Below are 21,749 nucleotides of genomic sequence, written 5' to 3' on the forward strand. Positions count from 1 at the left end.
ATTAGTTATACTTAAAAAGTAAAAAATATACTGAAATTTAAATTTTTACTAAAATGGTAATATTGTTACGGGGGAAATTGGAGGTGGAAGTATGAGCACATATTTGATAAAAAGAACAAATGCCGAATTGCCTATTTTGCTAGGGAAAATAAAGAAATCTCCTTTCTACCAAAAGAAATTAATTGAGATAAGTAGACCTCATTCTATAAAAGATATTCCCTTTACTACTAAGGAAGAATTAAGAAGAGCTTCAAAATTTGATTTATTGGCTGTAGAAGCGAAGTTCATAAGTCATTATCACGAGTCCTCAGGGACAACTGGAATTCCGTCTACTTCGTGGTATACCAAAAATGACTTAGAGACTGGTGGCAAAGAGATTGCAGCCTCTGGTATTAAACTAAACGAAGATGATTTGATATTAATTAGGTTTCCTTTTTCCTTATATGTCCCAGCTTTTCTTGTACTTCAAGCTGCGTATTATAAAAATGCTGCTGTTATACCAGCAAGTAGTAGAAATACTGTTGCTACATACACTAAAGTATTGGAACTAATGACAGAGTTAAAAGCAACTGTCTTTGCGGGTATTCCTAGAGAATTAGAATTGTTAGCGGAAACAGCATCACAATTATCTCTTAACTTACATGATGCTCTTCCTAACTTGAGAGGGATATTGGTAGCTGGCGAACTATTATCTCCTTGTAGAAAAGCATATTTAGAAAAGCAGTGGGGAAAACCTATATACAATTTATATGGGTCAACAGAAACGGGGAATATCGCAAAAATGTGTGAGTATGGCGTTCTTCATTTATCTGAAGAAAACTACCTTATAGAGGTTTACGATGAGGATCTAAATCAAGAAAAGAAAATTGGAGAGAAAGGTGTTGCTGTAATTACAACACTTACAAACCAAGGTTCACCTTTATTGAGATACGTCAGTGAAGATTTAGTCTCTCTCCATAATACTAATTGCAAGTGCGGATCTAACCATTTAGAAGTTCGTCATTATGGACGTTTAAAGGACTGCTTATCATATGGCAGTAAAACTCTTAGTTTATACGACTTTCAAGAAGTCATTTATTCTTTGGAACAAATCCCGATTGCCTGGAAGGTACAAGAAAAGGATTACGGGATTGAAATATTTATGCAATACAATGAGGATTTACACCAAACGAAGGGAGCGATATTAGAATTTCTAACAGAAAAAATTGATATACCCGGAAAAATAGATCTAACTCTAGATAAACAACTTTTTGATACTTCAATGCTGCTCAATAACGATACTAGTCGAAAACCAGTTTATATCGAAAAAACAATACAATAACTCGAATATTTTTAAGGGAGGACCAGAGAATTGGATTTTTCACCTACAACACAAGCAAAATCTAGTATGTTTAATGGAACCTTAGAAAGCTTAGTCTTTGCTAAACTTAATCAATTTTTTAATGAAATACATAGTCAAGGAAAAAACATTGAAACATTAAATCAACAGCACAAAGACGAGTATTACTTAATGGCAATTAATTTGTTATTAGAATATGTTTGGGACAATAATAATTACTACCGCGAAAAATTAATAGAAAATGGATTTACACAACCTCACATTGCCCACAAAAAAGATATTGAAAAGATACCCTTTCTTGAGAAAGACCAGTTAAAAGGTAATAGGGACCTTCTCTTATCCGTAGACCACTTAAAAATCACTCAATATCACCTTACATCAGGTACTACAGGTAAGCCGATATATAATGCTCTTACCCTTGCAGACCAATACTACCATGATGCTATACCCTCATACCCCACTCTATACGAAGGAGACTCTTCCTCAGACGTTGTAGGAATAGCTTTACCCTATGAATTTGCACAACCTGCTTTAGGGTTTCACAGACTTTATCAATTTATTTTTGGAGCAGCAATAGTTTCATTAGGGAAAGGAGGGTACATGGCTCCACTAGATAAGACGGTTGATGCCATTCAACAATTTAAAATTTCTATTATTATTACAACCCCTTCTTATGCTGCCCTACTGGCTGAACAGATTGAAAAGGTGGGACTAAGCATAGGGAAAGAAATTCAAGTTAGAAAACTAATGCTTACTGGAGAAGGATGTTCTCCTCAGTTCATTACTAGATTAAAAGAAATTTGGAATTGTGAGATCCATCAGATTTACGGTTCGACAGAATGTGGCTTAGTTGGGATACAAAGCAACGTCGAAGATGGCTATCAGGTTTTAGATGGAAATGTATTAGTGGAAATTATTAATGATAATGGACAACCAATTGAGGATGGAGAGGTTGGGGAAATTGTCATCACTACCCTTTTAAGAGAAGCAATGCCTTTTATTAGATATAAGACTGGGGATATAGGTTTCTTACAAGAGCCATCAGAAAACGCTAGAAATAAATTAAAGAGGTTACATCTTAGAGGAAGGAAAGGATCAACTTTCATAATTGAGGGAGTAGATTATTCTCCTATTTTGTTGGAGCACTTTTTATTAATGATTCCTGAAGTCGGTTTATGGTTTACATTCGTGATAGAAGAAGAGGAATTAACCATTGAGATTGAAAATCCAATAGGCGTAGATGAAGAAGAATTAATAGAAAATGTGAAGAGACATATGTATAGCTCTGCCGGTGTAGTTTGTGAAGTTAGAATATCTAACAACATAGAAAGACAATATTCGAAAGTTAATCGAGTCTTTTTTAAAGGAGAGAAAAAATAATGATTATAGATGGCCATGCTCATATTGCTGAATTACCTTACATTAGTGTTGAAAAGTTAATCGAAACAATGACTTATTCAAAGGTTGACAAAACGATTTTATTTCCTGGTGGAATGGTGGATGTAAGGAAAATGACAAATTATGTTATTGGAAAGGATAAACCTGAGAAGCCAGATGCAAACAATGATTATGTTTTAAGTTTGGTAAAACATTATTCAGATATTTTTTACGGTTTCTGTAATGTAAATCCTAATAATAAGGCTGATAAGGTATTAGAGCAACTCGAATTCTATATTAGTCAAGGCTTAATTGGATTGAAGCTTGCTCCAATGGTTCATCAGTTTTCCTTACTAGGAAAGACTTCTAAAGCTCTAGCTGATTTATGTGGACAATTAAATATTCCATACTATACACATACACTTTTTCATGCCAGCGCAAGTACTGCAGCAGTTGGGAGATTAGCTAGTGAATTTAAAGAAACTACATTCATTATAGGACACATGGGCTTTGGACCATTTGATATTGAAGCCATTGAATTATCGGCTAAAATGAAAAATGTTTTTCTTGAGACATCTTCTGCCAATTACCTAACTATTGAAACTGCTGTAGAAAAGTGCGGTCATGAAAAAGTGATTTTCGGTTCCGAGTTTCCTTTATCCGATCCTTATGTAGAAAAAGTGAAAATTGAAAGATTACCAATCTCGGATGATAAAAAAGATTACATTTTTAGTAAAAATATACTTCACTTAATCAAAAAAGAAGTGGAGGTAAGGTAGATATATGTTAACAGTAAAAGATTTACTCACTATTAAAAATGGTGAGTTTCACTTACAGAGTATTAAACGCTGGTTCAATGGTTTAGAAGAAGAAGGACGTTCTATTGAGTCGATGGAAAGAGAAGAAGTCAGAGATTTTCATGAATTTTCATTAAATCACTTACTTCGCTATGTCTGGGAGAATAATCCTTTTTATCGTGATAGACTACAAGCTTCTGGTTATAGCTCCGACATTACTTTTGACATTGAGAATTATCGTTATATCCCTTTCCTAACAAAAGATGACCTAAGGGAGAGTTATAAGGATATTTTAACTAAAAAGAAACTTGCATATATCTGTAAATCTACTGGAACGACTGGGTCTAAACCAAGTTATATTGGCCATACAATGGATGAATTATACTCTTATTACTTTGCACCAAAGTATCCAAAGTTAATGAGTAAAGTAAAAAATTTAGTCGTTGCTAATATGCTCCCTTACGAAATGAGTTCCTCAGCACTCACATTCCATCACGAGTTTCAGCACCTGTTAAATTGTACTATTCTACCAATTGGAAAAGGGGGGGCATATTCAGACCCAGACATTGCTCTCCATTTTATGATGGATTGGGAAGCTGAAGTACTTGTAACAACACCATCTTATGCCATTGTTTTATATGAAGAAGCAAAAGTACTAAATATTGATGTTCAAAATGATTTAAAGATTAAACATATATTTTTAACTGGTGAAGGAACCTCTCATTATTTTAGAAAAAGAATTGAGGAAATTTGGGGTTGTACATCCACAATATTATTTGGATCTTTAGAGGCTATGCTTGTTGGACTTGAATGTGAAGAGCAAGATGGGTTCCACGTTGCTGATGGCCATCTGTATCTTGAAATTATAGATCCAGAAACCCTAGAACCATTAGAGGTAGGTCAACAGGGCGAGATTGTCATTACTACTTTATTAAGAGAAGGTATGCCACTAATTAGATTTAGAACGGGTGATATTGGATTTATTGATGAGAGTGGTTGTACTTGTGGTGTTAATCTACCGAAACTATACCTAAGAGGTAGAAATATTGAACAAATTAAGATTGCTTCAGGAGAATTCTCGCCAGTTTACCTTGAAAACATTTTAATGCAGGTTGAGGGTGTTGGGAACTGGTACCGATTTATTGTTAAAGAAGAACGATTAATTGTTGAGGTAGAGCCTTTTGACCAAGAAGTTGATATTGAATTATTGCAAGAGCAAGTTAGCACATCTCTTGAATTTCATATAAACATGGAATGCAAGGTACAAGTCGTTAAAGAGGTAAAGAGGAACCCAGGAAAAATAAAAAGAGTATGGTTTGAGTAACAGGAGGAATAACGATGAAAAAAAGGATTATTTGGTACGATGCAAGGAGTAATTATAGCAATTTAGAAGATATTATTCTAAAAGTTAATCAATCTAATAATTTTAACGGAATACTGTATCATGCTCATCAAGTTAAGGAATTTATACACTCTGCACGAATGAACATAGCTATTTTAGTAAATTCCTTAGTAGAATTAGAGGATTGTTTTGAAAAGCTTGATGGAGAAAATGGCAAGATAATTATAGTCTCTAAGGACATTGATGTTCTGAACAGAGCCAAAGAAGCAAATTTTGAAATAGGTATATATATATATATTGATGATGAAGAGTCCATGATGAAAGCGTGTATAGAAGGCGGGAATTATTCATATTTAATAGTTGAATTTAAGGATGAAACAAACATTCCATTAGAACTAGTTATTGCAAAGCTTCAACCAAAAGATGTAGTTATTATTAAATACGTCCAAGCAATTAGTGATGCTGTTGTTTCTAAAGAAGTTATGGAAGTAGGGTGTGATGGATTTTTGTTTGACACAGGCAAAACAGAAGATGTTTTCCAGTTAAATACAGTTATTGAAGAAAATAAAAAGACATCGCTTCCCGTTGTAAAAGCTAAAGTTTCAAGAGTAACTCATCTAGGACCTGGAGAGCGTGCTTGTATTGATACAACAAGTTTATTGACAAAGGAAGAAGCCATGATAATTGGTTCTACGTCAAGCGGGGGACTGCTGGTATGTAGCGAGACACATTATTTACCTTACATGAATACTAGACCTTTTCGAGTAAATGCCGGAGCAGTTCATAGTTATGTCTGGTGTCCGGATGATACAACAGAGTATATTACAGATTTAAAAGTAGGAGAAAAAGTTTCAGTAATTGATATTAACGGAAATGCAAGAGCAGTTAATATAGGTAGAATAAAAATCGAAGTCAGACCACTTCTGCTTATAGAAGCTGAATATGATGGAAGAAAAATAAATACTATTGTTCAAGATGATTGGCACATTAGGATATTCGATGGTGATGGGCAGCCTAAGAATGCTACTACCTTCGAAGTTGGCGACGAAGTTTTAGCTTATGAATGTGAGCCAGGAAGGCATGTAGGGGTCAAAATAAAGGAAAAGATAACAGAAAACTAAAAAAACTATCTTAAAATGAGGTGGAATGTCGTGAATAAGGCTCTCCGAATGAATAGATTAATTAATCCTGTATCAAAGAATTCCATCTTTTTCCCTATCGACCACGGGACTACTTTAGGTCCATTAATGGGTTTAACCGATATTCCAAATTTGGTCAAGGTTGTTGCAGAAAGTAACTTCCAAGCGGTTGTTGCTCATAAAGGAACAATTAATTATGCCTTACAAAATATTGAAAACACTAGGAATATTGATTATATTCTTCATCTTTCAGCTTCTACTAACTTTGTATATAACGGGGAGTTCAAACAAATAGTTTCTACTATTGAGCATGGGCTTAGAATCGGAGTCACTGGCATTTCTGTACATGTAAATTTGGGAGTAGCTGAGGAACCAACAATGTTAAAAGACTTAGGGTTGGTGTGTGACGAAGCTTATAAATGGGGACTTCCTGTATTAGCCATGATGAACGTTTTTGATGAAGATGATAGCTTAAATCCAAATAAGAATGCTATAGCACATGCTGTAAGGGTAGCGGGTGAATTAGGTTCAGATATTGTAAAAGTTAAATATGCTGGCAACCAAGAAAAAATGAAAGAAGCCGTTGATGCATTTGATATACCTGTCCTTATATCTGGAGGAGAGAAATCTGATAATACTTTAAATATTTTTAATCAAATTTATGAATCTATTCAAGTTGGGGCACGTGGGATATCTATTGGTCGTAATATATTTGAAGATAAGAATCCCCGCGCAATGTCATTGGCACTATCAAGTCTAGTTCACGATTTTGTAAAACCCAATGATGCCCTTGATATTTATCTTGAAATTTGTGAGCAGCTAGATGGTTCAGAAATAAGGAGGATAAATTACAGTGTTACAAGTACATAAATTTTCGCGCAAAATGGTTGTTAATATCGATGAGGAAATTTGCTACGAACCTCTATTAAGCTTTTTTGAAGAGATAGAGGAAGCAGGGTTTTCGTTTGATGCCTTGCCTAAGGAAACGATTGAAAACTATCAATTATCCGCATTAAATATGCTTTTAGAACATGCTTTAACAAATAATTCCCACTATCAAGACTCCTTTAAAATGAAAGGTGTCACATTCAATAAGTTGCTTAACATAACCCATCTCTCTCAACTACCATTTCTTCAAAAAGATATGATAAGAGGAGATAGAAGTAAAATTCTCTGTGTTAATCCTAAGCAAATTGGACAAGTCCATGTAACTTCCGGAACTACAGGTAAGCCAATATACACATCGTTCACATTAGCTGATCAATACATCTATGAATTACTACCGAAATATACTCACTTATTTCCAGAGAACGAAAACGATATATGTGCAGTAGCCTTGCCTTACGAATTCGCTTTACCAGGGCTTGGATTCCAAAGACTCTTCCAATTTTCATTTGGATCAACCGTTCTATCGTTAGGTAAGGGTGGTTACATGGCACCCGTAGATAAATCATTAGAACTTATGAACGAATTTGGAGCTACAGTCTTAGCTACGACGCCTTCCTATGCAGCACTTCTTGCAGAAGAGAGTCAACAACTAGGCATTGATCTAAAAAAGGATATGGGTCTTAAGAGAATTATTTTGACTGGAGAAGGTTGTTCCTATTCTTTTAGAAATCGGTTAGAAAAACTATGGGGATGCAAAGTATCTTTCTTTTATGGTTCTACAGAGTGCGGTGTTATTGGTATAGAGTGCAAAGAACATAACGGTTATCACATAGCTGAAGGCCATGTGAGGGTTGAGATTGTGGAGGTAGGTGGAGATGAGGTATTAGATTATGGTCAAACTGGTGAGCTAGTGGTTACGACATTGCTTCGTGAAGGAATGCCAATGATCCGTTATCGAACAGGTGATATTGGATATCTAGAAAAATCAGAATGTGCTTGCGGTTGTAAAATGGATATTCTGCAACTGAGAGGACGACTAGAAAGTCAAGTGAACATTGATGGTGAATTATACTCTCCATTTATTTTAGAAAATTTTCTTTTAGAAATTGAAGAAGTAGGGCTGTGGTATCACTTTGTGATTGGAACAGATAATAAAGTAACTATTGAAATTGAACCAAATCCTACTATTAGCAACGATGAGTTAAAAGAAAAAGTTGAAAAGCACATGAATTCTATATTTCCTGTACCTTTTAACGTTAATTTTAAGGACATTCCTAGAACATTTGGAAAGGCAACAAGAATTTTGTTTAATAATTAAAACTCAATGTAAGGGTGGAGTCAGTCTTATGAACGCAACTGAACTATTAAACACCGGCAAAAAGAACTTATTGGAAGACGATTATATAGCCGCAAAGAAATATTTTCAATCTGCAATTAAATTAGACCCTAATAATGGTGAAGCTCATGCATTTTTAGCTGCTAGTTACGGAAAGTTAATGGAAAATGGGGGTTTTATGGATAGGATTAAATATTTTCCCCAATTAGAAAAAGAGATAGCAATAGCGTTAAAGTTAAGTCCCGATTCAACTGTTGCGAGAAGGGTTAATGGCTTGAGACTAATTAAAACCCCTAAGGAATTCGGCGGTAATCCTAGTAAAGCTATTGGAGAATTTCTCTATTGTATTGAAAGAGGAGTTCAGGATGCGGACTTATATTATGGCTTAGGGCTTGCTTATATTCAAACAAAAGAGTTCACAAAAGCTAAAGACGCCCTGGATCATGGTCAAACATTGTCTCCTAATCATCTTCTTATTCAACAACAATTAGGCTTGGTAAACAGGAGTGTTAGTAATGGAAATAGTTAAAGTAACTAAAATCGAAAAACATTTCGGGGAAAATCATGTCATTAAAGGAGTTAACTTTTCTATTGAAGAAGGTGAAGTCTTTGGTTTATTAGGTCCTAATGGGGCTGGCAAAACAACGTTAATTTCAATATTAAGCGCCCAGATGTCGACATTTTCTGGGCAAATAACTATAAACAACCTAGATATTGAAAAGAACACTTCAGACATAAAAAAATTAATTGGAGTAGTACCTCAAGAAATTGCTTTATACCAAGAGTTAAGTGCGTATGACAACTTAAAATTCTTTGGGGCTCTGTATGGTTTGAAGAGAAAAGATTTAAAAGAAAAAGTAAAGTGGATTTTAAAATTAGTAGGATTAGAAGATAGGGCTCATGAACCCATTAAAAACTATTCAGGTGGTATGAAGCGAAGAATTAATATTGCAGCGGCTCTTCTCCACGACCCTCTTGTAGTGTTTATGGATGAACCGACAGTAGGAATTGACCCGCAATCTAGAAACAAGATATATGAATTAATAACTCTGCTTAAGAAACAAAAGAAGACTATTATTTACACAACACATTACATGGAGGAAGCGACAAGCTTATGTGATACGATTGCCATTTTAGATTGTGGATGCATTATTGAGTATGGTAAAACGAATGAGCTATTAAAAAAATTACATGGGGGAATATTAGAGCTCCATTTAGAGTCAACTGCTTTAGCCACATCAACTAAAGAAATTATAGAGCATCACGATTGTGTAATTAGTAGCATGCAGAATAACGATAAGTTGGGAATTATTGTTACAGATACACAGGATGCCCTTCAAATAATTATGAATTCCTTGAATTCTAATAATATAAAAGTAAACTCTATTAACACAATGCCTCCTACGCTAGAAACATTATTTTTACACTTAACTGGTAAAGAATTAAGGGAGTAAGCAAAAGTAGGCTCTTTTGTATTTGATAATCTAAAATTGAGCCACTTTTAAGGAATTCGATCACATAAAAAATGAGCCACATGATTTCCAATTATACTAACCTCTCTTATGATAGAAAGTGACCAAACTATCTACATATAGAGAGAGGATTAAAAGGATGATCGATATGACTCAATTCCATGATATCAAATTCTTAAAAGAGGTTGAAGGTCTGTCTCAGAGACAGATTTCAAAAAGACTAGGAATTGCTAGAAATACTGTTAGTAAATATCTTAAACAAGATCAGGTCCCTACAACAATTTTACGGCAACAAACCTACGCAACTAAAGAGTATTCAGATGAAACCAAACGGGTATTGTCTATAATTGATGAATGGCTTGAAGACGATCAAAAACGTGGGGAAAGCAAAAACACACAGCAGCAAGAATCTATGAAAGATTGGTTGAGGAATATGAGTTCAAAGGTTCTGAATCTAACATTCGGAAGATTGTTGCCAAACGCCGAAAAAAACTACAAGAAGTCTTTATTCCATTAGATTTTCAACTCGGCCACCAATTCCAATTCGACTGGGGAGAGGCGGATATTATTCTACAGGGTCGAACACTTCGCATTTACCTATTTTGTATGCAACTCTCTGCAAGCCGCGTACGGTTTGTGAGAGCGTATATACACGAAAAACAAGAGGCTTTTTTAGATGGTTTTGTTCATGCGTTTGAGTTTTTTGGTGGTGTTCCGGCAGAAGGATTATTTGATAACTTAAAAACAGCTGTAAACAAGATACTACAGGGAAGAGATCGCTTGGAACAGGAATCTTTTCTAGCTTTACAAGCACACTATCTATTTAAAGCAGAGTTTTGTAATGTACGATCAGGAAATGAAAAAGGTCGTGTTGAAGGTACGGTTGGGTACATAAGAAGGAAAGCATTTGTCCCATTACCAGAAGCTCAATCGTTAGAGGAGCTAAATAGCTATCTTTTAGAGTGGTGCTTAAAGGAAGCTGAACACAAAAAAGTTCCCTACAAAAAAGAAACAGTAGCCGACATGTGGGGAAAGGAAAAGGAGTATCTCCATCCTCTGCCTGAACAAAGGTTTGAAGCTTGTAAATTGGTTTCGTGTCAGGTCAATAAAACCTCTTTAATTACTATTGAAACAAATCAGTATTCTGTCCCCTGTAGTTATGTAGGTCAAGCAGTGTGGGCAAAAATTTTTGTCGATCGAGTGATCGTAATGGCTCAAAATCAAGTGATCGCTGAGCACCGACGTTCTAACGAACGGAATCAAATGATTACAATATTAGATCATTACCTGGAAGCATTAATTCAAAAACCTCGTGCTATTCGAGATGCCCATGCATTTCAATCATCTGACATCCCAGATGTGTTCAGGCGTTTTCATCGTAAGATGAGAGAACAAGAAGGATCAATAGGAGATCGGAAGTTTATAAGGCTCCTGCTTCTTCATCGCGAGATCGGAATAGAAAAGTTAACATTAGCCTTACAGCAGGCTGAACAAAACCAAGTCTATCGTTATGAAGTTGTACATGAAAACATCCAAAGACTATTAAATAACAACTTTAGGATTCAGGATCTCTCAAAAGAAAAAACGCCAACAAGTTTACTTGACTATAAGATTCAAAAGTCAAATGTAGCTCAGTATGAACAATTAACGGGAGGTAAGAGTTAATGACAACAGAACTTCTATTAGACCATTTAACGAAACAGTTAAGAATGCCTACAGTTGGTAACCAATACCGTTCGCTCGCTAGAGAGGCAGAGGAACGAAATTTAGGTTATGAACAGTATTTATTGGCATTACTAGAAGCGGAATCTCAAGTTAGAGAAGAAAAACAAAAACAACGGTTATTAAAACAAGCATCTTTTCCTGTCCACAAAACGCCTAGATACCTATGATTTTAGTCTAATGCCAAGTTTGAATCGCAATCGGTTTTTAACTTTAGCAAAAGGTGGTTTTATAGAAAATAAAGAGAATATTATCTTTCTCGGGAATAGTGGTACTGGGAAGTCGCACTTAGCAACAGGTATCGGGATAGAAATGGTTCAAAGAGGTTATAAAACGAAATTTATTACAGCTTCTGAATTAGTAGAAGAGTTATTAATGGCAAATGAAGAGCATAAATTAGGATCCTTTGAAAGAAAGTGGCTCAAATATGATGTGATCATCGTAGATGAGTTAGGCTATATCCCTTTTTCTAAGACAGGAGCGGAGTTATTGTTTCAATTTTTTTCGAGTAGGTATGAACGCGCAAGCGTAATTATCACAACAAACCTTGAATTTACTGAATGGACCGATGTATTCGGTGACGAGAAGATGACAGCAGCATTACTAGATCGCCTTACTCACCGATCACATATTCTTCTTATGAATGGCCCATCTTATCGATTCAGGCAAAGTATGAAGCAAAAAGAAGAAAATGATCAGGAGTAGTAAACGGGCGACGGAGTTGGGGGTTCTTGCCCCTCCCCGGGGCAAGAACCCCCAACTCCCAAATACACCCACTTATGGAAATCTAACTTCCGAAAGTGGCTCACTTTTGAAGTGATCGCAATGACTCAATTTAATATTGACAAAAACATCTTTATTATTGGAGGAAATTACGATGAAATTTTTACCTATTGTAATGAAAGACTTAAAGTTAATTATTAAGGATAAAGCTGCTATTATAGTTTTATTTCTATTACCTATTATGTTTATTAGTGTAATGAGCTTTGCTTTAATGCCAGTTTACAATGGCGGAAGTGATAATACAATTTCTATTGCATTAATTGATAATGATATGAGCAAGGAATCAAAGCAATTTATAAATACGATTAATGAACTAGATGGTTTAAGGGTAGTTACAGAGATTAACGATGGAGTACTATCTTTAAAAGATGCAGAAGATTTAATACTTAAAGGCACTTATCCTATGGCCGTCATTATCACAGACGAATTTGGAAAAAAAATTTTAAATAATGAAACTATCACTATAAATACTTATATTGATCCCGCTCAATATAATACTAGCTCTGTAATAGTAAAAGCACTCGAGGGAGTCTCAAGTACATTTGCTGCACAGTTTACGATAGAAAATATGGTAGATAGTCAAATTTCTGAAATCAATACTGTACTGGATACCCGAATTAACGAATTAACTAGTTCTTATGAAAGCAAAATCGAGGAACTGACAGTAGAATTAAATATGTTAGTAGCCAGTGTTCCAGCTAGTACCACTATAGAATTAGAACCTGTAGATACTGAAGACAATACAGTAGACATGGGAGCAATGAGGGAGTCTTTGTTAGAAGAAGCTATAAACTCAGTAGGAGAGCCCCTAATATTGGTTGAAGAGAATATAGGAATTTCTCAGAAAGCTGAAACACCGAATTCTTTTCAGCAAAACGTTCCTGGTTATACAGTAATGTTTGTGTTTTTTATCGTAATGTTTGCAGGGCGTTCGTTTTTGAATGAGAGACATGAGGGAACTTTCAAGAGAGTTTTATCTGCGCCAATAGGAAAATGGAGTTTATTTTTTGGGAAAATGATACCAAACTTTCTAATAAGCTTAGCACAATGCTTCGTTATGTTTGCTATAGGTAATCTTATCTTTGGGATGGCTCTAGGAAATTCGATTCCAGGATTAATAGGGATTTCTCTTTGTTTAGCATGGGCAAGTACATCAATAGGAATGCTAATTGCTTCTTTAGTACGGTCCGAGACTCAGATAGTAGGAGTTTCAATGATGACAGTGTTAACTTTAGCTGCATTAGGAGGGACAATGGTCCCGCTATTTATTATGCCCGAAGTTATGCAAAAAATTGCTTTGTTTACTCCCCATGCTTGGGCATTAATAGGGTATCAAGACTTACTGGTTAGAGGAATGGTTTTTTCAGATGTATTACTAAATATGCTAGTACTGCTAATGTTTGGGTTGGTTTGCTTATCTACCGCTGTCTGGCGCTTAAGGTTTGACTAAAAAGAACAGCCCTTACGTAATAAGGAGGGTAAAATCCCAAGGATGAATGTATAGATCCTTATGCGATCATATTTTGGAATTACAGGAAAAACCGTACTTTTCTTTCTTTCCTTACACTCTTATAAATCCATATTTATACAGTTCGAGAAAATCCTTCTTTTTCTCTCTTTGTGTTAAAAATGAAATCTTGAGAAAACAGGAGTAAATGAGAGAAAATAGTAAATTATAGTGGGAGGAATATATGAATAACTTAATAGATATTTATAAAGATATCATTTTTAAACTCTTGTTAACTTCTAACGGTCGTACTACTGATATTCTTGAAGTTTTAGCAGAAGAAGGACTACAACTTATTGTATCTAACCAAACTATTGACCATGAACTTTTAGGGAATGGGGAAACTACAAAATGTATCTTAAGGGAGTCTCATATTTTAACGAGAGAATCCAAATTTATTCTTTCGCATAATTATGCCAAAATATATCCAGAGTTTACACCAGACACTTTAAGCGAGAAGATTTTTAAAAAAAAGGAAGGAATAGGAAGTAATATAAAGGAAATGGATATTATTTCAACTAGGCGGATTATTAATTATGGTTGGAGAGAAAGTACAAATGTTGTAAATTTATTAAATGAAAAAACACAAATAGTTTTTGATTGTAAAGATCCCATTCCTTTTAAGGAATATGTTGTTAGCTTTGAACAGAATGGTCATTCAGGTATTCATCTAATAGAGTATTTTAACCCAAATATATTATTCCTAATGGAACGTAAAGTTAAAGAGCCACAAAATTTATTAGTAAAGTAGAAAATTGGAATTATTGAACAATTTTAAGTAGATAGTTAACTAACTCAGAAGTGTAGTGGTATATGAAAATGAAAGGGGTCTTTAAATGATAAAGATGAAGCATGTTGGGTTAGTAGGAGTTTCTGCGGTAGGTGCTGCATTGTGCTATCAAGAACTCGTAATCAAGTGTTTAAAAAGATACGGTAACCATCCCGAAATAACGCTTCATAATATGCCAGTTAATATGTATAGTAACCAAGATCTTCGTAAGACTGGGGATATCCTATTGTCCTCATTAACTTCTCTAAGGGATGCCGGTGCAGAAATTACAGCGCTAACCGCAAATACTACACATTATGCACTGGATAGTATCCGAAAAGAAATTACATTACCCATATTAGATATTGTTGATTTAACAGTTAATAAATGTAAAAACTTAAATTATAAGATGGTTACGGTATTAGGGACCTTCGTAACTATGAATTTTGGCTTATATGAGAAGAAATTTAATAAATTAGGGATCGAATTGGTTCAACCTACATTAGAGGAGCAAGAAGAAATAGATCGAATTATTTCAGAAGAGTTACAAGCAGCAATAGTAAAAAAAGAATCTAAAGAATATATTAATAAGATTGCTATTAGGCTTTCGGAAAACCACTCTGAAGCTATTATACTTGCATGTACCGAATTACCTCTTCTAAATTTTGAAAGTCATTCTATTAATTTCATAAACCCGAATGAGCTCTTAGTGGAGGAAATAATTCAATATTCAGTAATAAATACAGATAATGGGAAAACAAAAGACCATGTTAAGCTTAAGGAAAATCGTAGGAAATTTGAAGTAATGTCTTCATATTTCAATTACCCACAACAAGATTTAGTCAAAGAGAATATTCAAAAAGGTGTAGATTGTCTCAACCAAGATAATTATGACGAAGCATATAATTATTTTTATGAAGCAACAAACATAGATTCAAGTGACCCAGAAGCTATCTCCTGGTTCGCTATCGTATTAGGGTATAAAATGGAAGCTAGCAATGCTCTTGTAAAAGTAAAACTTCTCCCCAAATTTGAACAATCTGTTCAGAAGTGCTTAGATTTGGCTCCAGACTCGCTTATTGTTAGAAGAATAAGCGGTACACGTCTTATAAAAATCCCTCAAGAATTTGGAGGAGACTTAGAAAAAGGATTAAGGGAATTACTCTATTGTATAGAAAATGGGTTACAGGACGAGGAAATCTACAAATTAATTAGTTATGCATATTTACAATTGGGTGACAACGAAAAGAGTGAAGAGGCACTTCGCCATGTCCGAGAAATTGCTGGCGTATCTACTAGTTAATCGGTATACCAATGGAGGAGTGATATAGATGACTATTATAAAGAATATTAAAACGTATGCTAAAGTACATCCTAATAGAGTAGCCGTAAGTGATAATGACCTATTTCTAACTTATAGTCAATTAGATAATCTTAGTACAAATTGGGCTAATTTTTTTATCAAACAGGGGTTAAAAAAAGGTTGTAAAGTCATGATTTGTATGCGAAACAGTAGTTTGTTTTTGGCTGTTGTTGCTGCATTAGAAAAGTTAGATGCCGTTATCATTCCAATAAATTACCAGTTGTTGGATAAAGAGGTAAAAGAACTTTATATAAAGTACGAAGTCCAGTTACTTCTAACTGAAGAATACTTCCAAGATAGATTTAAAGATTGGGAAATACCCCCACAGTATGTAGAAAACTTAGACTTAACATATTCATTAAAGGGGAATATGGAAGACCTAGAGTTAGTAGAAGAATACCAAAATGACAGTAAAATGGTCTTCTTCACGTCAGGTTCAACTGGTAAGCCAAAAGGAATAGTGGTGAAAAAAAAATCTTTAAACCCAACTGTCCTTCCGGACTTTTTAAAAGAAAAACCCTCAATTCATTTATTAGTTAGACCCATGTTTTTCCGTTCACATTTAACACTAGCCTATAACACTATTTTACAAGGGGATACTTTAGTCGTCAGTAAGAGCGATGACCCAAGAATTATTTATCAAATGATTATACAGCATGGTGCTACACAAATGACATCTGGACCTTCTGACTTACATGATCTCATTGATTTTATTGAGTCATCTTCAAAAGAGTTGCCTTCAGTATTAAGGGAAGTCATGAGTACAGGGAGAGCTATGTCGGAAGATTTAAAGAAAAAATTAATGCTATACCTTCCTCATTGTGTAATTATTGATTTCTATGGGACTAGTGAAGTGGGAGCAATATCTTCTATTGATAATTCAGAATGGAAATATAAGAAGAGATCTTCTGGTAAACCTGAATTTTTTATTGATATTAAGATAATAGATGAAGAAGGTCACTCTTTAGCACCACTAGAAGTCGGAGAAATATGTGTACTTTCTAAATATAGAATGGAGAGGTATGAGTTTGAAGCAGAAACGACAGCTGATACCTTTTTTAATGAATATATTAGAACCGGTGATATGGGTTATTTAGATGAAGAAGGTTATTTGTTTCTATTAGGAAGAAAAAAAGAAGTAATTAATCGAGGTGGATTTTACTTTTACCCATCGGAACTGGAGAACAAGCTGTTGGAATTTAAAGAAATTCAGCAGGTAGCTGTATTACCTATCCCTCATAACAAATGGGGTAATTTACCCGCTGCTTTTATTGTGTTAGAGGACACCTTTAAGGAAATTAATGAACACGCCTTTAAAGAAAACGTTAAGAAGAAGCTTTTGACCAGCTTACCTCCTTATAAAATTCCAGAACATATGATAATAATAAATAAGCTACCTGTTAATTTAGGTGGGAAACTAGACAAATTAAAACTTTTGACATTAATAATTTAATATCAAATCACAGCAGCATAGGAGAGGGAAATGAAAAACACTAAAGTTAATTTCATCAAAATAATGATAGGAATTATATTTCTTTTAGGAATAATACTTATTTCTTTTGAGAGCAACAACTTTTTAATTTTATTAATTTTCATGGTATTGTTTACACTTAGTGTTGTTTATAAGAGAAATAGTTACTTAATTATTAGCGTTTTTATCTTTCTCCTTAGTTTCAAGGCTTATGCCTTACTCAGGCATTTGCTCCACCTGCACATCGAGGATATTCAAGTGGTAGTTATATTAGATCGATTATTGCTCAGTATAATAGTTTTGTGTCTTGTTTTGACGTCTCTTTGTTTTAAAAAGCCAATTGTATTAGGCTTAAATAAACCCAATTGGAACAATAGAATATACTTTCCTTTTGTGACACATGGCTTCCATTCAATAAAAATAAGTACATTTCTTATTATAGCTATTCTAGGAAACATGCTTGTATTTGTCCCACTAATATTTTTTCTAAATGACAGTGAACAATTAAGAAATCTCCTTTTATTTGGTGTTGCATTCTCTCTAATAAACGCTTTTTTAGAGGAGTTAATTTGGAGGGGGAGCTTTTTCAGTATTCTATCAAATGAGGTTTCTATATTATATGCATTAGTCTTTACTAGCTTAGCATTTGGACTTCATCACATTGTTATTGGAATTCCATTCTTTGCTGCATTTAGCTTTTCAATTGGTGGATTGTTCTTTGCTCTTGTTGTAATAAAAACTAATAGTATTATACCAGCCGTTCTTTGGCACTTTATTATTAATATGTGCATGGTTTTTGGTGGTTTAATTATATAGTTGCGATTGTTAGGGGAGAATTTTCTCGCTATTAAATTATCAATGGATCGTTGCTTTTAGCTCAACGAGTCTTATCAAGGCGGGTGTGATGGGTTCAAGTAATTGTCGTAAGCAAAAAGAAAAGGTTGCACGCATTCATGAGAAAATCCAAAATAAACGTACAGATTTGACCTCTACCGACATCATCAAAAACCACGATGTGATCGGAATAGAGAGTTTGCAAGTGTCTAATATGATGAAAAGCAAGAAAAGTGCCAAAGCCATCGCTGATGTGTCTTGGTACCAATTTAAGATCATGCTGAAATATAAAGCTGAGTGGTACAGGAAAACCGTAGTAGAAGTGAGAAAGACCTTTCCTAGTTCTCAGTTGTGTTCGAGCTGTGTGTCGTAGCGTAAATAAAGTTAATGAGCGGAAAGAATTTTTTAAAGTTACCCTTCAAGAAAAGCAATTACTGTTACGTTAAAAACGGGGGTTAAGCACGTTAAGCTGCACAGCTAGCAAATCTATCAAGTAAGGGCTTAAAAGATGAATTCGTTAAATATCCTTCCTTAAAAAGAAGAAAGATGATGAAAACGTACACAATTTGCCCCTATTTAATGATAAAATAGTATTAAGGAAAAATGGTTGTAGACGTATCGCTAATTATTCCAACTGTGCTGGTATACTTTTACATCCATACTATGAAATTCGATGGATACAATGCTACACTAAAATATAGCGAATCCAGATAATAGGAGGAACTACTGTGTCATTATTACGTATAATTGTAGGAATGTGGAAAAGTCATGAAGAAACAAGCGAGAAACCAAAGTTGCCGGGGTTAAATACACGGTATTACAAAAAAGGCAGAGAAGCAATGATTGAGACTGTCAATAAAGTTGTTAATAGCAATAAGTTGGCAAATTGGAAAATTACGAAGATTGATTCTGAGCGTGGAGAAATCGTTCTTGAAAAAAAAGGCGTCTCATCTTATATTATGGTTGTAACTGTTTTTAAAATTACCCCTATTAAATCGGCTATTGATGTTTACTGTTCTAAACAAGGTGCATTGGGTGATCTGGGAAATAGTTACAAACATATTCTAGAGTTTTTTAAAGTACTACATACAGAGATTTCACCTGAAGATAGTAAATAATATGAAATAAAAAGGGGAACTCAAAAGGTCATTTTTTACCTTTTGAGTTCCCCTTTTAATAAAACACCCCGCGATCTACTAGATTGCGGGGTGACTTTGTAAATCTTAATGAATTCTTAATTCAGTTTCTGTATCAAAGAAGTGGACTTTGTTCATGTCAAATGCTAAATCAAGTTTTTGTCCCATTTTTACGTCAGAACGAGCATCTACGCGAGCGATGAAGTCTTGATTATCTACTTTTGAGTAAAGGTAAGATTCAGCACCTAGTAATTCAGATACATCAACCGATGCTAGGATTTTAGATTCTGGTGATGCTTCTAAGAAAACTAATTCATCATGAATATCCTCTGGGCGAACACCAAGAATTATTTCTTTGTTCACATAGTTTCTTTCTTTTAATACTTTTAATTTTCCTTCTGGAACTTTAACTCTCACATCGCCCATTTTAAAGAAACCATCAGTTGTCAAAGTTCCGTTTAGGAAGTTCATTGCTGGAGAGCCAATAAACCCACCAACAAATACATTATCTGGATTATCATAAACGTCCTTTGGAGTACCAACTTGTTGAATGATCCCATCTTTCATAATAACAATTCGAGAGGCCATCGTCATTGCTTCAGTTTGGTCATGTGTAACGTAAATAGTTGTTGTTTGTAAGCGTTTGTGTAATTTCGTAATTTCAGCACGCATTTGAACACGTAGCTTAGCATCAAGGTTAGATAATGGCTCATCCATTAAGAATACTTGAGGATCACGAACAATCGCTCTTCCTAAAGCAACACGTTGACGCTGACCACCAGACATTGCTTTTGGTTTACGATCAAGCATTTCTGTTAAGCCAAGAATTTTAGCAGCATCTTGTACTCTTCTATCAATTTCATCTTTCTTGAATTTACGTAATTTCAGACCAAACGCCATATTATCATATACATTCATATGTGGATAAAGAGCGTAGTTTTGGAACACCATCGCGATATCACGATCTTTTGGAGCAACATCATTTACGCGACGATCTCCGATATATAGGTCTCCTTTAGAAATATCCTCAAGACCTGCAATCATACGTAGCGTAGTAGATTTACCACAACCTGATGGTCCAACAAAAACAACAAATTCCTTATCTTGAATATCTAGGTTGAAATCAGTAACCGCTGTTACGTCACCTTCATAAATTTTGTAAATGTTTTCTAATCGAATATCACCCATGTTTTATCTCTCCTTCGTTTCTTTAAGATATTCTAAGTCTACCTTTTGTAACCGTTTTCGTATACGGTAAATGTGCATAAAAAATAATGCATTGTTTTTGTGCACAATGCATTATTTTCTGAGGCCTTCTATCATTAAAGCCAAATAAATAGAGACGGCATTACCAAAATGTTTAATGTCGATTCCTGTTTTTTCGATAAACTTATCAACACGGTATTGTAAGGTATTTCGATGTAAATATAGCTTCTTTGCAGCGAGGGATACGTTCATATTGCAGTCTAAATAAACCTTAATGCTTTGAATTAAGTCTCGATCATCAATGACATTTTTCAATGTTTCTTCTGTAATTTTTTTTAATGTAATTGGGTTCGCCTCATGTAGTAGAAGATACGGAAGTAGTTCTTCGCTTTTATAAATCTTCTTTTTGGTGAACTGTCTTACAATGGAGAAACAAGATTTTTCCCAATGGTACCGACTAGTTGCTTCTGTAATACTGCCATTACTAAGGCCGATATACATAGATAACTCGAAATAGAAATCGCTTATAATTGTATCGACAATCGATTCATATAGATTTTCAATTGAATCTGTTACATTTGGGTCTAAATCAATGATAATTCCATTTGTTTCAGATTCCCAAATTATGACCGATTTGGAGGGGAACAAACTTTTTATTGCACCATTAAAAGCTTCTCTTTCGGATGGCTCATCCTTTAGATGAAAGTGGATGAAACGGAAAGAGGCGCTCTTGTATTCTTCGAGTTCGGAAGAAGGAATTTGACCATTTTGAAACAATAACGTTGACCAAAACGTCTCTTCTGATGATTTTGGTTCATAGCTGGCTTTTTTACTAAGAGGTGTTAAAAAGATAGTTAATAAAGCAAGTTCTTCTTTTTGAATTTTATTTGTTGGGAAACCAACCGTTATATTTTCAGGTGTTTTAAACCAGTAATATGTTGTATCAGTTGAAAAGTCTTCTTGCGTTACAATAAAGTTATCACCGAAATGCTCTTTGAGTTTTTCTAACATGAATGATTAAATTCCTTTCCAAACAAGGCTTATAATATAGGTTATTCTAAACGGAACATTTTTTACAAACTCCCTTTAAACACACAATAATAGTATAACAAAACAACAGTTTTGGATAAATCTTTTCATTATAAATATAGATTTTGAAAAGAGCATGAATGTGATTATTAGATACAGAGTTTTCTTGTATCCCACTTGTTCTATCGATAAGGATGAAGTCATAACATACGAACATGCACTATGATATAATGTGATTG

General features: G+C 34.4%; 21 protein-coding genes and 1 pseudogene. 20 read left to right on the forward strand and 2 right to left on the reverse strand.

Annotated features, from left to right (window positions below):
• The first annotated feature begins 91 nt into the window (after positions 1-91).
• From SAZ04_RS07865 to SAZ04_RS07960, 20 genes and pseudogenes are all read left to right on the forward strand, one after another.
• Positions 92-1,321, forward strand: a complete 1,230-nt coding sequence (locus tag SAZ04_RS07865) for a phenylacetate--CoA ligase family protein (RefSeq protein ID WP_332693645.1) — start codon at positions 92-94, stop codon at positions 1,319-1,321.
• A gap of 30 nt (positions 1,322-1,351) precedes the next feature.
• The gene (locus tag SAZ04_RS07870; protein ID WP_332693648.1) at positions 1,352-2,719 is read left to right on the forward strand and encodes a phenylacetate--CoA ligase family protein; all 1,368 of its coding nucleotides are present in this window, start codon (positions 1,352-1,354) and stop codon (positions 2,717-2,719) included.
• On the forward strand, positions 2,719-3,495 hold the full coding sequence (locus SAZ04_RS07875; RefSeq protein WP_332693650.1) for an amidohydrolase family protein: 777 nt from the start codon (positions 2,719-2,721) through the stop codon (positions 3,493-3,495). The genes SAZ04_RS07870 and SAZ04_RS07875 overlap by 1 nt, the downstream gene beginning before the upstream one ends.
• 4 nt (positions 3,496-3,499) lie before the next feature.
• Positions 3,500-4,837: a phenylacetate--CoA ligase family protein gene (locus tag SAZ04_RS07880; protein WP_332693652.1), complete on the forward strand. Its 1,338-nt coding sequence runs from the start codon at positions 3,500-3,502 to the stop codon at positions 4,835-4,837.
• A gap of 14 nt (positions 4,838-4,851) precedes the next feature.
• Positions 4,852-5,976, forward strand: a complete 1,125-nt coding sequence (locus SAZ04_RS07885) for a 3-dehydroquinate synthase II domain-containing protein (protein WP_332693655.1) — start codon at positions 4,852-4,854, stop codon at positions 5,974-5,976.
• Between the two features lie 30 nt (positions 5,977-6,006).
• Positions 6,007-6,864, forward strand: a complete 858-nt coding sequence (locus tag SAZ04_RS07890) for a class I fructose-bisphosphate aldolase (RefSeq protein WP_332693658.1) — start codon at positions 6,007-6,009, stop codon at positions 6,862-6,864.
• Positions 6,848-8,200, forward strand: coding sequence for a phenylacetate--CoA ligase family protein (locus SAZ04_RS07895; RefSeq protein WP_332693661.1), 1,353 nt, complete (start codon positions 6,848-6,850; stop codon positions 8,198-8,200). Before SAZ04_RS07890 ends, SAZ04_RS07895 begins: the two co-directional genes overlap by 17 nt.
• 28 nt (positions 8,201-8,228) lie before the next feature.
• Positions 8,229-8,747, forward strand: coding sequence for a tetratricopeptide repeat protein (locus SAZ04_RS07900; protein WP_332693664.1), 519 nt, complete (start codon positions 8,229-8,231; stop codon positions 8,745-8,747).
• On the forward strand, positions 8,734-9,672 hold the full coding sequence (locus SAZ04_RS07905) for an ABC transporter ATP-binding protein (protein WP_332693667.1): 939 nt from the start codon (positions 8,734-8,736) through the stop codon (positions 9,670-9,672). The genes SAZ04_RS07900 and SAZ04_RS07905 overlap by 14 nt, the downstream gene beginning before the upstream one ends.
• 157 nt (positions 9,673-9,829) lie before the next feature.
• Positions 9,830-10,207: a helix-turn-helix domain-containing protein gene (locus SAZ04_RS07910; RefSeq protein ID WP_332693670.1), complete on the forward strand. Its 378-nt coding sequence runs from the start codon at positions 9,830-9,832 to the stop codon at positions 10,205-10,207.
• Positions 10,111-11,355: an IS21 family transposase gene (istA, locus tag SAZ04_RS07915; protein WP_332693673.1), complete on the forward strand. Its 1,245-nt coding sequence runs from the start codon at positions 10,111-10,113 to the stop codon at positions 11,353-11,355. Before SAZ04_RS07910 ends, istA begins: the two co-directional genes overlap by 97 nt.
• On the forward strand, positions 11,355-11,582 hold the full coding sequence (locus SAZ04_RS07920) for an ATP-binding protein (protein WP_332693676.1): 228 nt from the start codon (positions 11,355-11,357) through the stop codon (positions 11,580-11,582). The genes istA and SAZ04_RS07920 overlap by 1 nt, the downstream gene beginning before the upstream one ends.
• Positions 11,583-11,592: 10 nt before the next feature.
• Positions 11,593-12,117, forward strand: a complete 525-nt coding sequence (gene istB, locus SAZ04_RS07925; protein ID WP_332693679.1) for an IS21-like element helper ATPase IstB — start codon at positions 11,593-11,595, stop codon at positions 12,115-12,117.
• 172 nt (positions 12,118-12,289) lie between these two features.
• Positions 12,290-13,645 (forward strand): ABC transporter permease, encoded by a 1,356-nt coding sequence (locus tag SAZ04_RS07930; RefSeq protein ID WP_332693682.1) that lies wholly within the window; start codon positions 12,290-12,292, stop codon positions 13,643-13,645.
• Between the two features lie 241 nt (positions 13,646-13,886).
• Positions 13,887-14,453 (forward strand): hypothetical protein, encoded by a 567-nt coding sequence (locus tag SAZ04_RS07935; RefSeq protein WP_332693685.1) that lies wholly within the window; start codon positions 13,887-13,889, stop codon positions 14,451-14,453.
• A gap of 85 nt (positions 14,454-14,538) precedes the next feature.
• Positions 14,539-15,774: an amino acid racemase gene (locus SAZ04_RS07940; protein ID WP_332693688.1), complete on the forward strand. Its 1,236-nt coding sequence runs from the start codon at positions 14,539-14,541 to the stop codon at positions 15,772-15,774.
• Positions 15,775-15,802: 28 nt separating this feature from the next.
• Complete coding sequence (locus SAZ04_RS07945) at positions 15,803-17,287, forward strand: class I adenylate-forming enzyme family protein (RefSeq protein WP_332693691.1); 1,485 nt, start codon at positions 15,803-15,805, stop codon at positions 17,285-17,287.
• 30 nt (positions 17,288-17,317) lie between these two features.
• A complete protein-coding gene (locus SAZ04_RS07950; RefSeq protein WP_332693694.1) occupies positions 17,318-18,121 on the forward strand; it encodes a CPBP family intramembrane glutamic endopeptidase in 804 nt (267 codons plus the stop codon).
• 94 nt (positions 18,122-18,215) lie between these two features.
• Positions 18,216-18,503, forward strand: a pseudogene (locus tag SAZ04_RS07955) (RNA-guided endonuclease TnpB family protein); the annotation flags it as partial.
• Between the two features lie 364 nt (positions 18,504-18,867).
• Positions 18,868-19,257, forward strand: a complete 390-nt coding sequence (locus SAZ04_RS07960; RefSeq protein ID WP_332693697.1) for a hypothetical protein — start codon at positions 18,868-18,870, stop codon at positions 19,255-19,257.
• Between the two features lie 105 nt (positions 19,258-19,362).
• Here the strand turns inward: SAZ04_RS07960 and SAZ04_RS07965 are convergent, their stop codons facing one another.
• Both SAZ04_RS07965 and SAZ04_RS07970 read right to left on the reverse strand, forming a co-directional pair.
• Positions 19,363-20,463: an ABC transporter ATP-binding protein gene (locus tag SAZ04_RS07965; RefSeq protein WP_332693700.1), complete on the reverse strand. Its 1,101-nt coding sequence runs from the start codon at positions 20,461-20,463 to the stop codon at positions 19,363-19,365.
• Positions 20,464-20,574: 111 nt separating this feature from the next.
• The gene (locus SAZ04_RS07970) at positions 20,575-21,492 is read right to left on the reverse strand and encodes a PucR family transcriptional regulator (protein WP_332693703.1); all 918 of its coding nucleotides are present in this window, start codon (positions 21,490-21,492) and stop codon (positions 20,575-20,577) included.
• Between the last annotated feature and the right edge of the window lie 257 nt (positions 21,493-21,749).

The organism is Halalkalibacter lacteus (assembly GCF_036663595.1).
Taxonomy (GTDB): Bacteria; Bacillota; Bacilli; order Bacillales; family Bacillaceae_D; genus Halalkalibacter; species Halalkalibacter lacteus.

Coding starts and splice junctions, on each gene's coding strand:
- SAZ04_RS07865 (WP_332693645.1), top strand. CDS start 92: ATGAGCACATATTTGATAAAAAGAACAAATGCCGAATTGCCTATTTTG.
- SAZ04_RS07875 (WP_332693650.1), top strand. CDS start 2,719: ATGATTATAGATGGCCATGCTCATATTGCTGAATTACCTTACATTAGT.
- SAZ04_RS07880 (WP_332693652.1), top strand. CDS start 3,500: ATGTTAACAGTAAAAGATTTACTCACTATTAAAAATGGTGAGTTTCAC.
- SAZ04_RS07885 (WP_332693655.1), top strand. CDS start 4,852: ATGAAAAAAAGGATTATTTGGTACGATGCAAGGAGTAATTATAGCAAT.
- SAZ04_RS07900 (WP_332693664.1), top strand. CDS start 8,229: ATGAACGCAACTGAACTATTAAACACCGGCAAAAAGAACTTATTGGAA.
- SAZ04_RS07905 (WP_332693667.1), top strand. CDS start 8,734: ATGGAAATAGTTAAAGTAACTAAAATCGAAAAACATTTCGGGGAAAAT.
- SAZ04_RS07910 (WP_332693670.1), top strand. CDS start 9,830: ATGATCGATATGACTCAATTCCATGATATCAAATTCTTAAAAGAGGTT.
- SAZ04_RS07920 (WP_332693676.1), top strand. CDS start 11,355: ATGACAACAGAACTTCTATTAGACCATTTAACGAAACAGTTAAGAATG.
- istB (WP_332693679.1), top strand. CDS start 11,593: ATGCCAAGTTTGAATCGCAATCGGTTTTTAACTTTAGCAAAAGGTGGT.
- SAZ04_RS07930 (WP_332693682.1), top strand. CDS start 12,290: ATGAAATTTTTACCTATTGTAATGAAAGACTTAAAGTTAATTATTAAG.
- SAZ04_RS07935 (WP_332693685.1), top strand. CDS start 13,887: ATGAATAACTTAATAGATATTTATAAAGATATCATTTTTAAACTCTTG.
- SAZ04_RS07940 (WP_332693688.1), top strand. CDS start 14,539: ATGATAAAGATGAAGCATGTTGGGTTAGTAGGAGTTTCTGCGGTAGGT.
- SAZ04_RS07945 (WP_332693691.1), top strand. CDS start 15,803: ATGACTATTATAAAGAATATTAAAACGTATGCTAAAGTACATCCTAAT.
- SAZ04_RS07950 (WP_332693694.1), top strand. CDS start 17,318: ATGAAAAACACTAAAGTTAATTTCATCAAAATAATGATAGGAATTATA.
- SAZ04_RS07965 (WP_332693700.1), bottom strand. CDS start 20,463: ATGGGTGATATTCGATTAGAAAACATTTACAAAATTTATGAAGGTGAC.
- SAZ04_RS07970 (WP_332693703.1), bottom strand. CDS start 21,492: ATGTTAGAAAAACTCAAAGAGCATTTCGGTGATAACTTTATTGTAACG.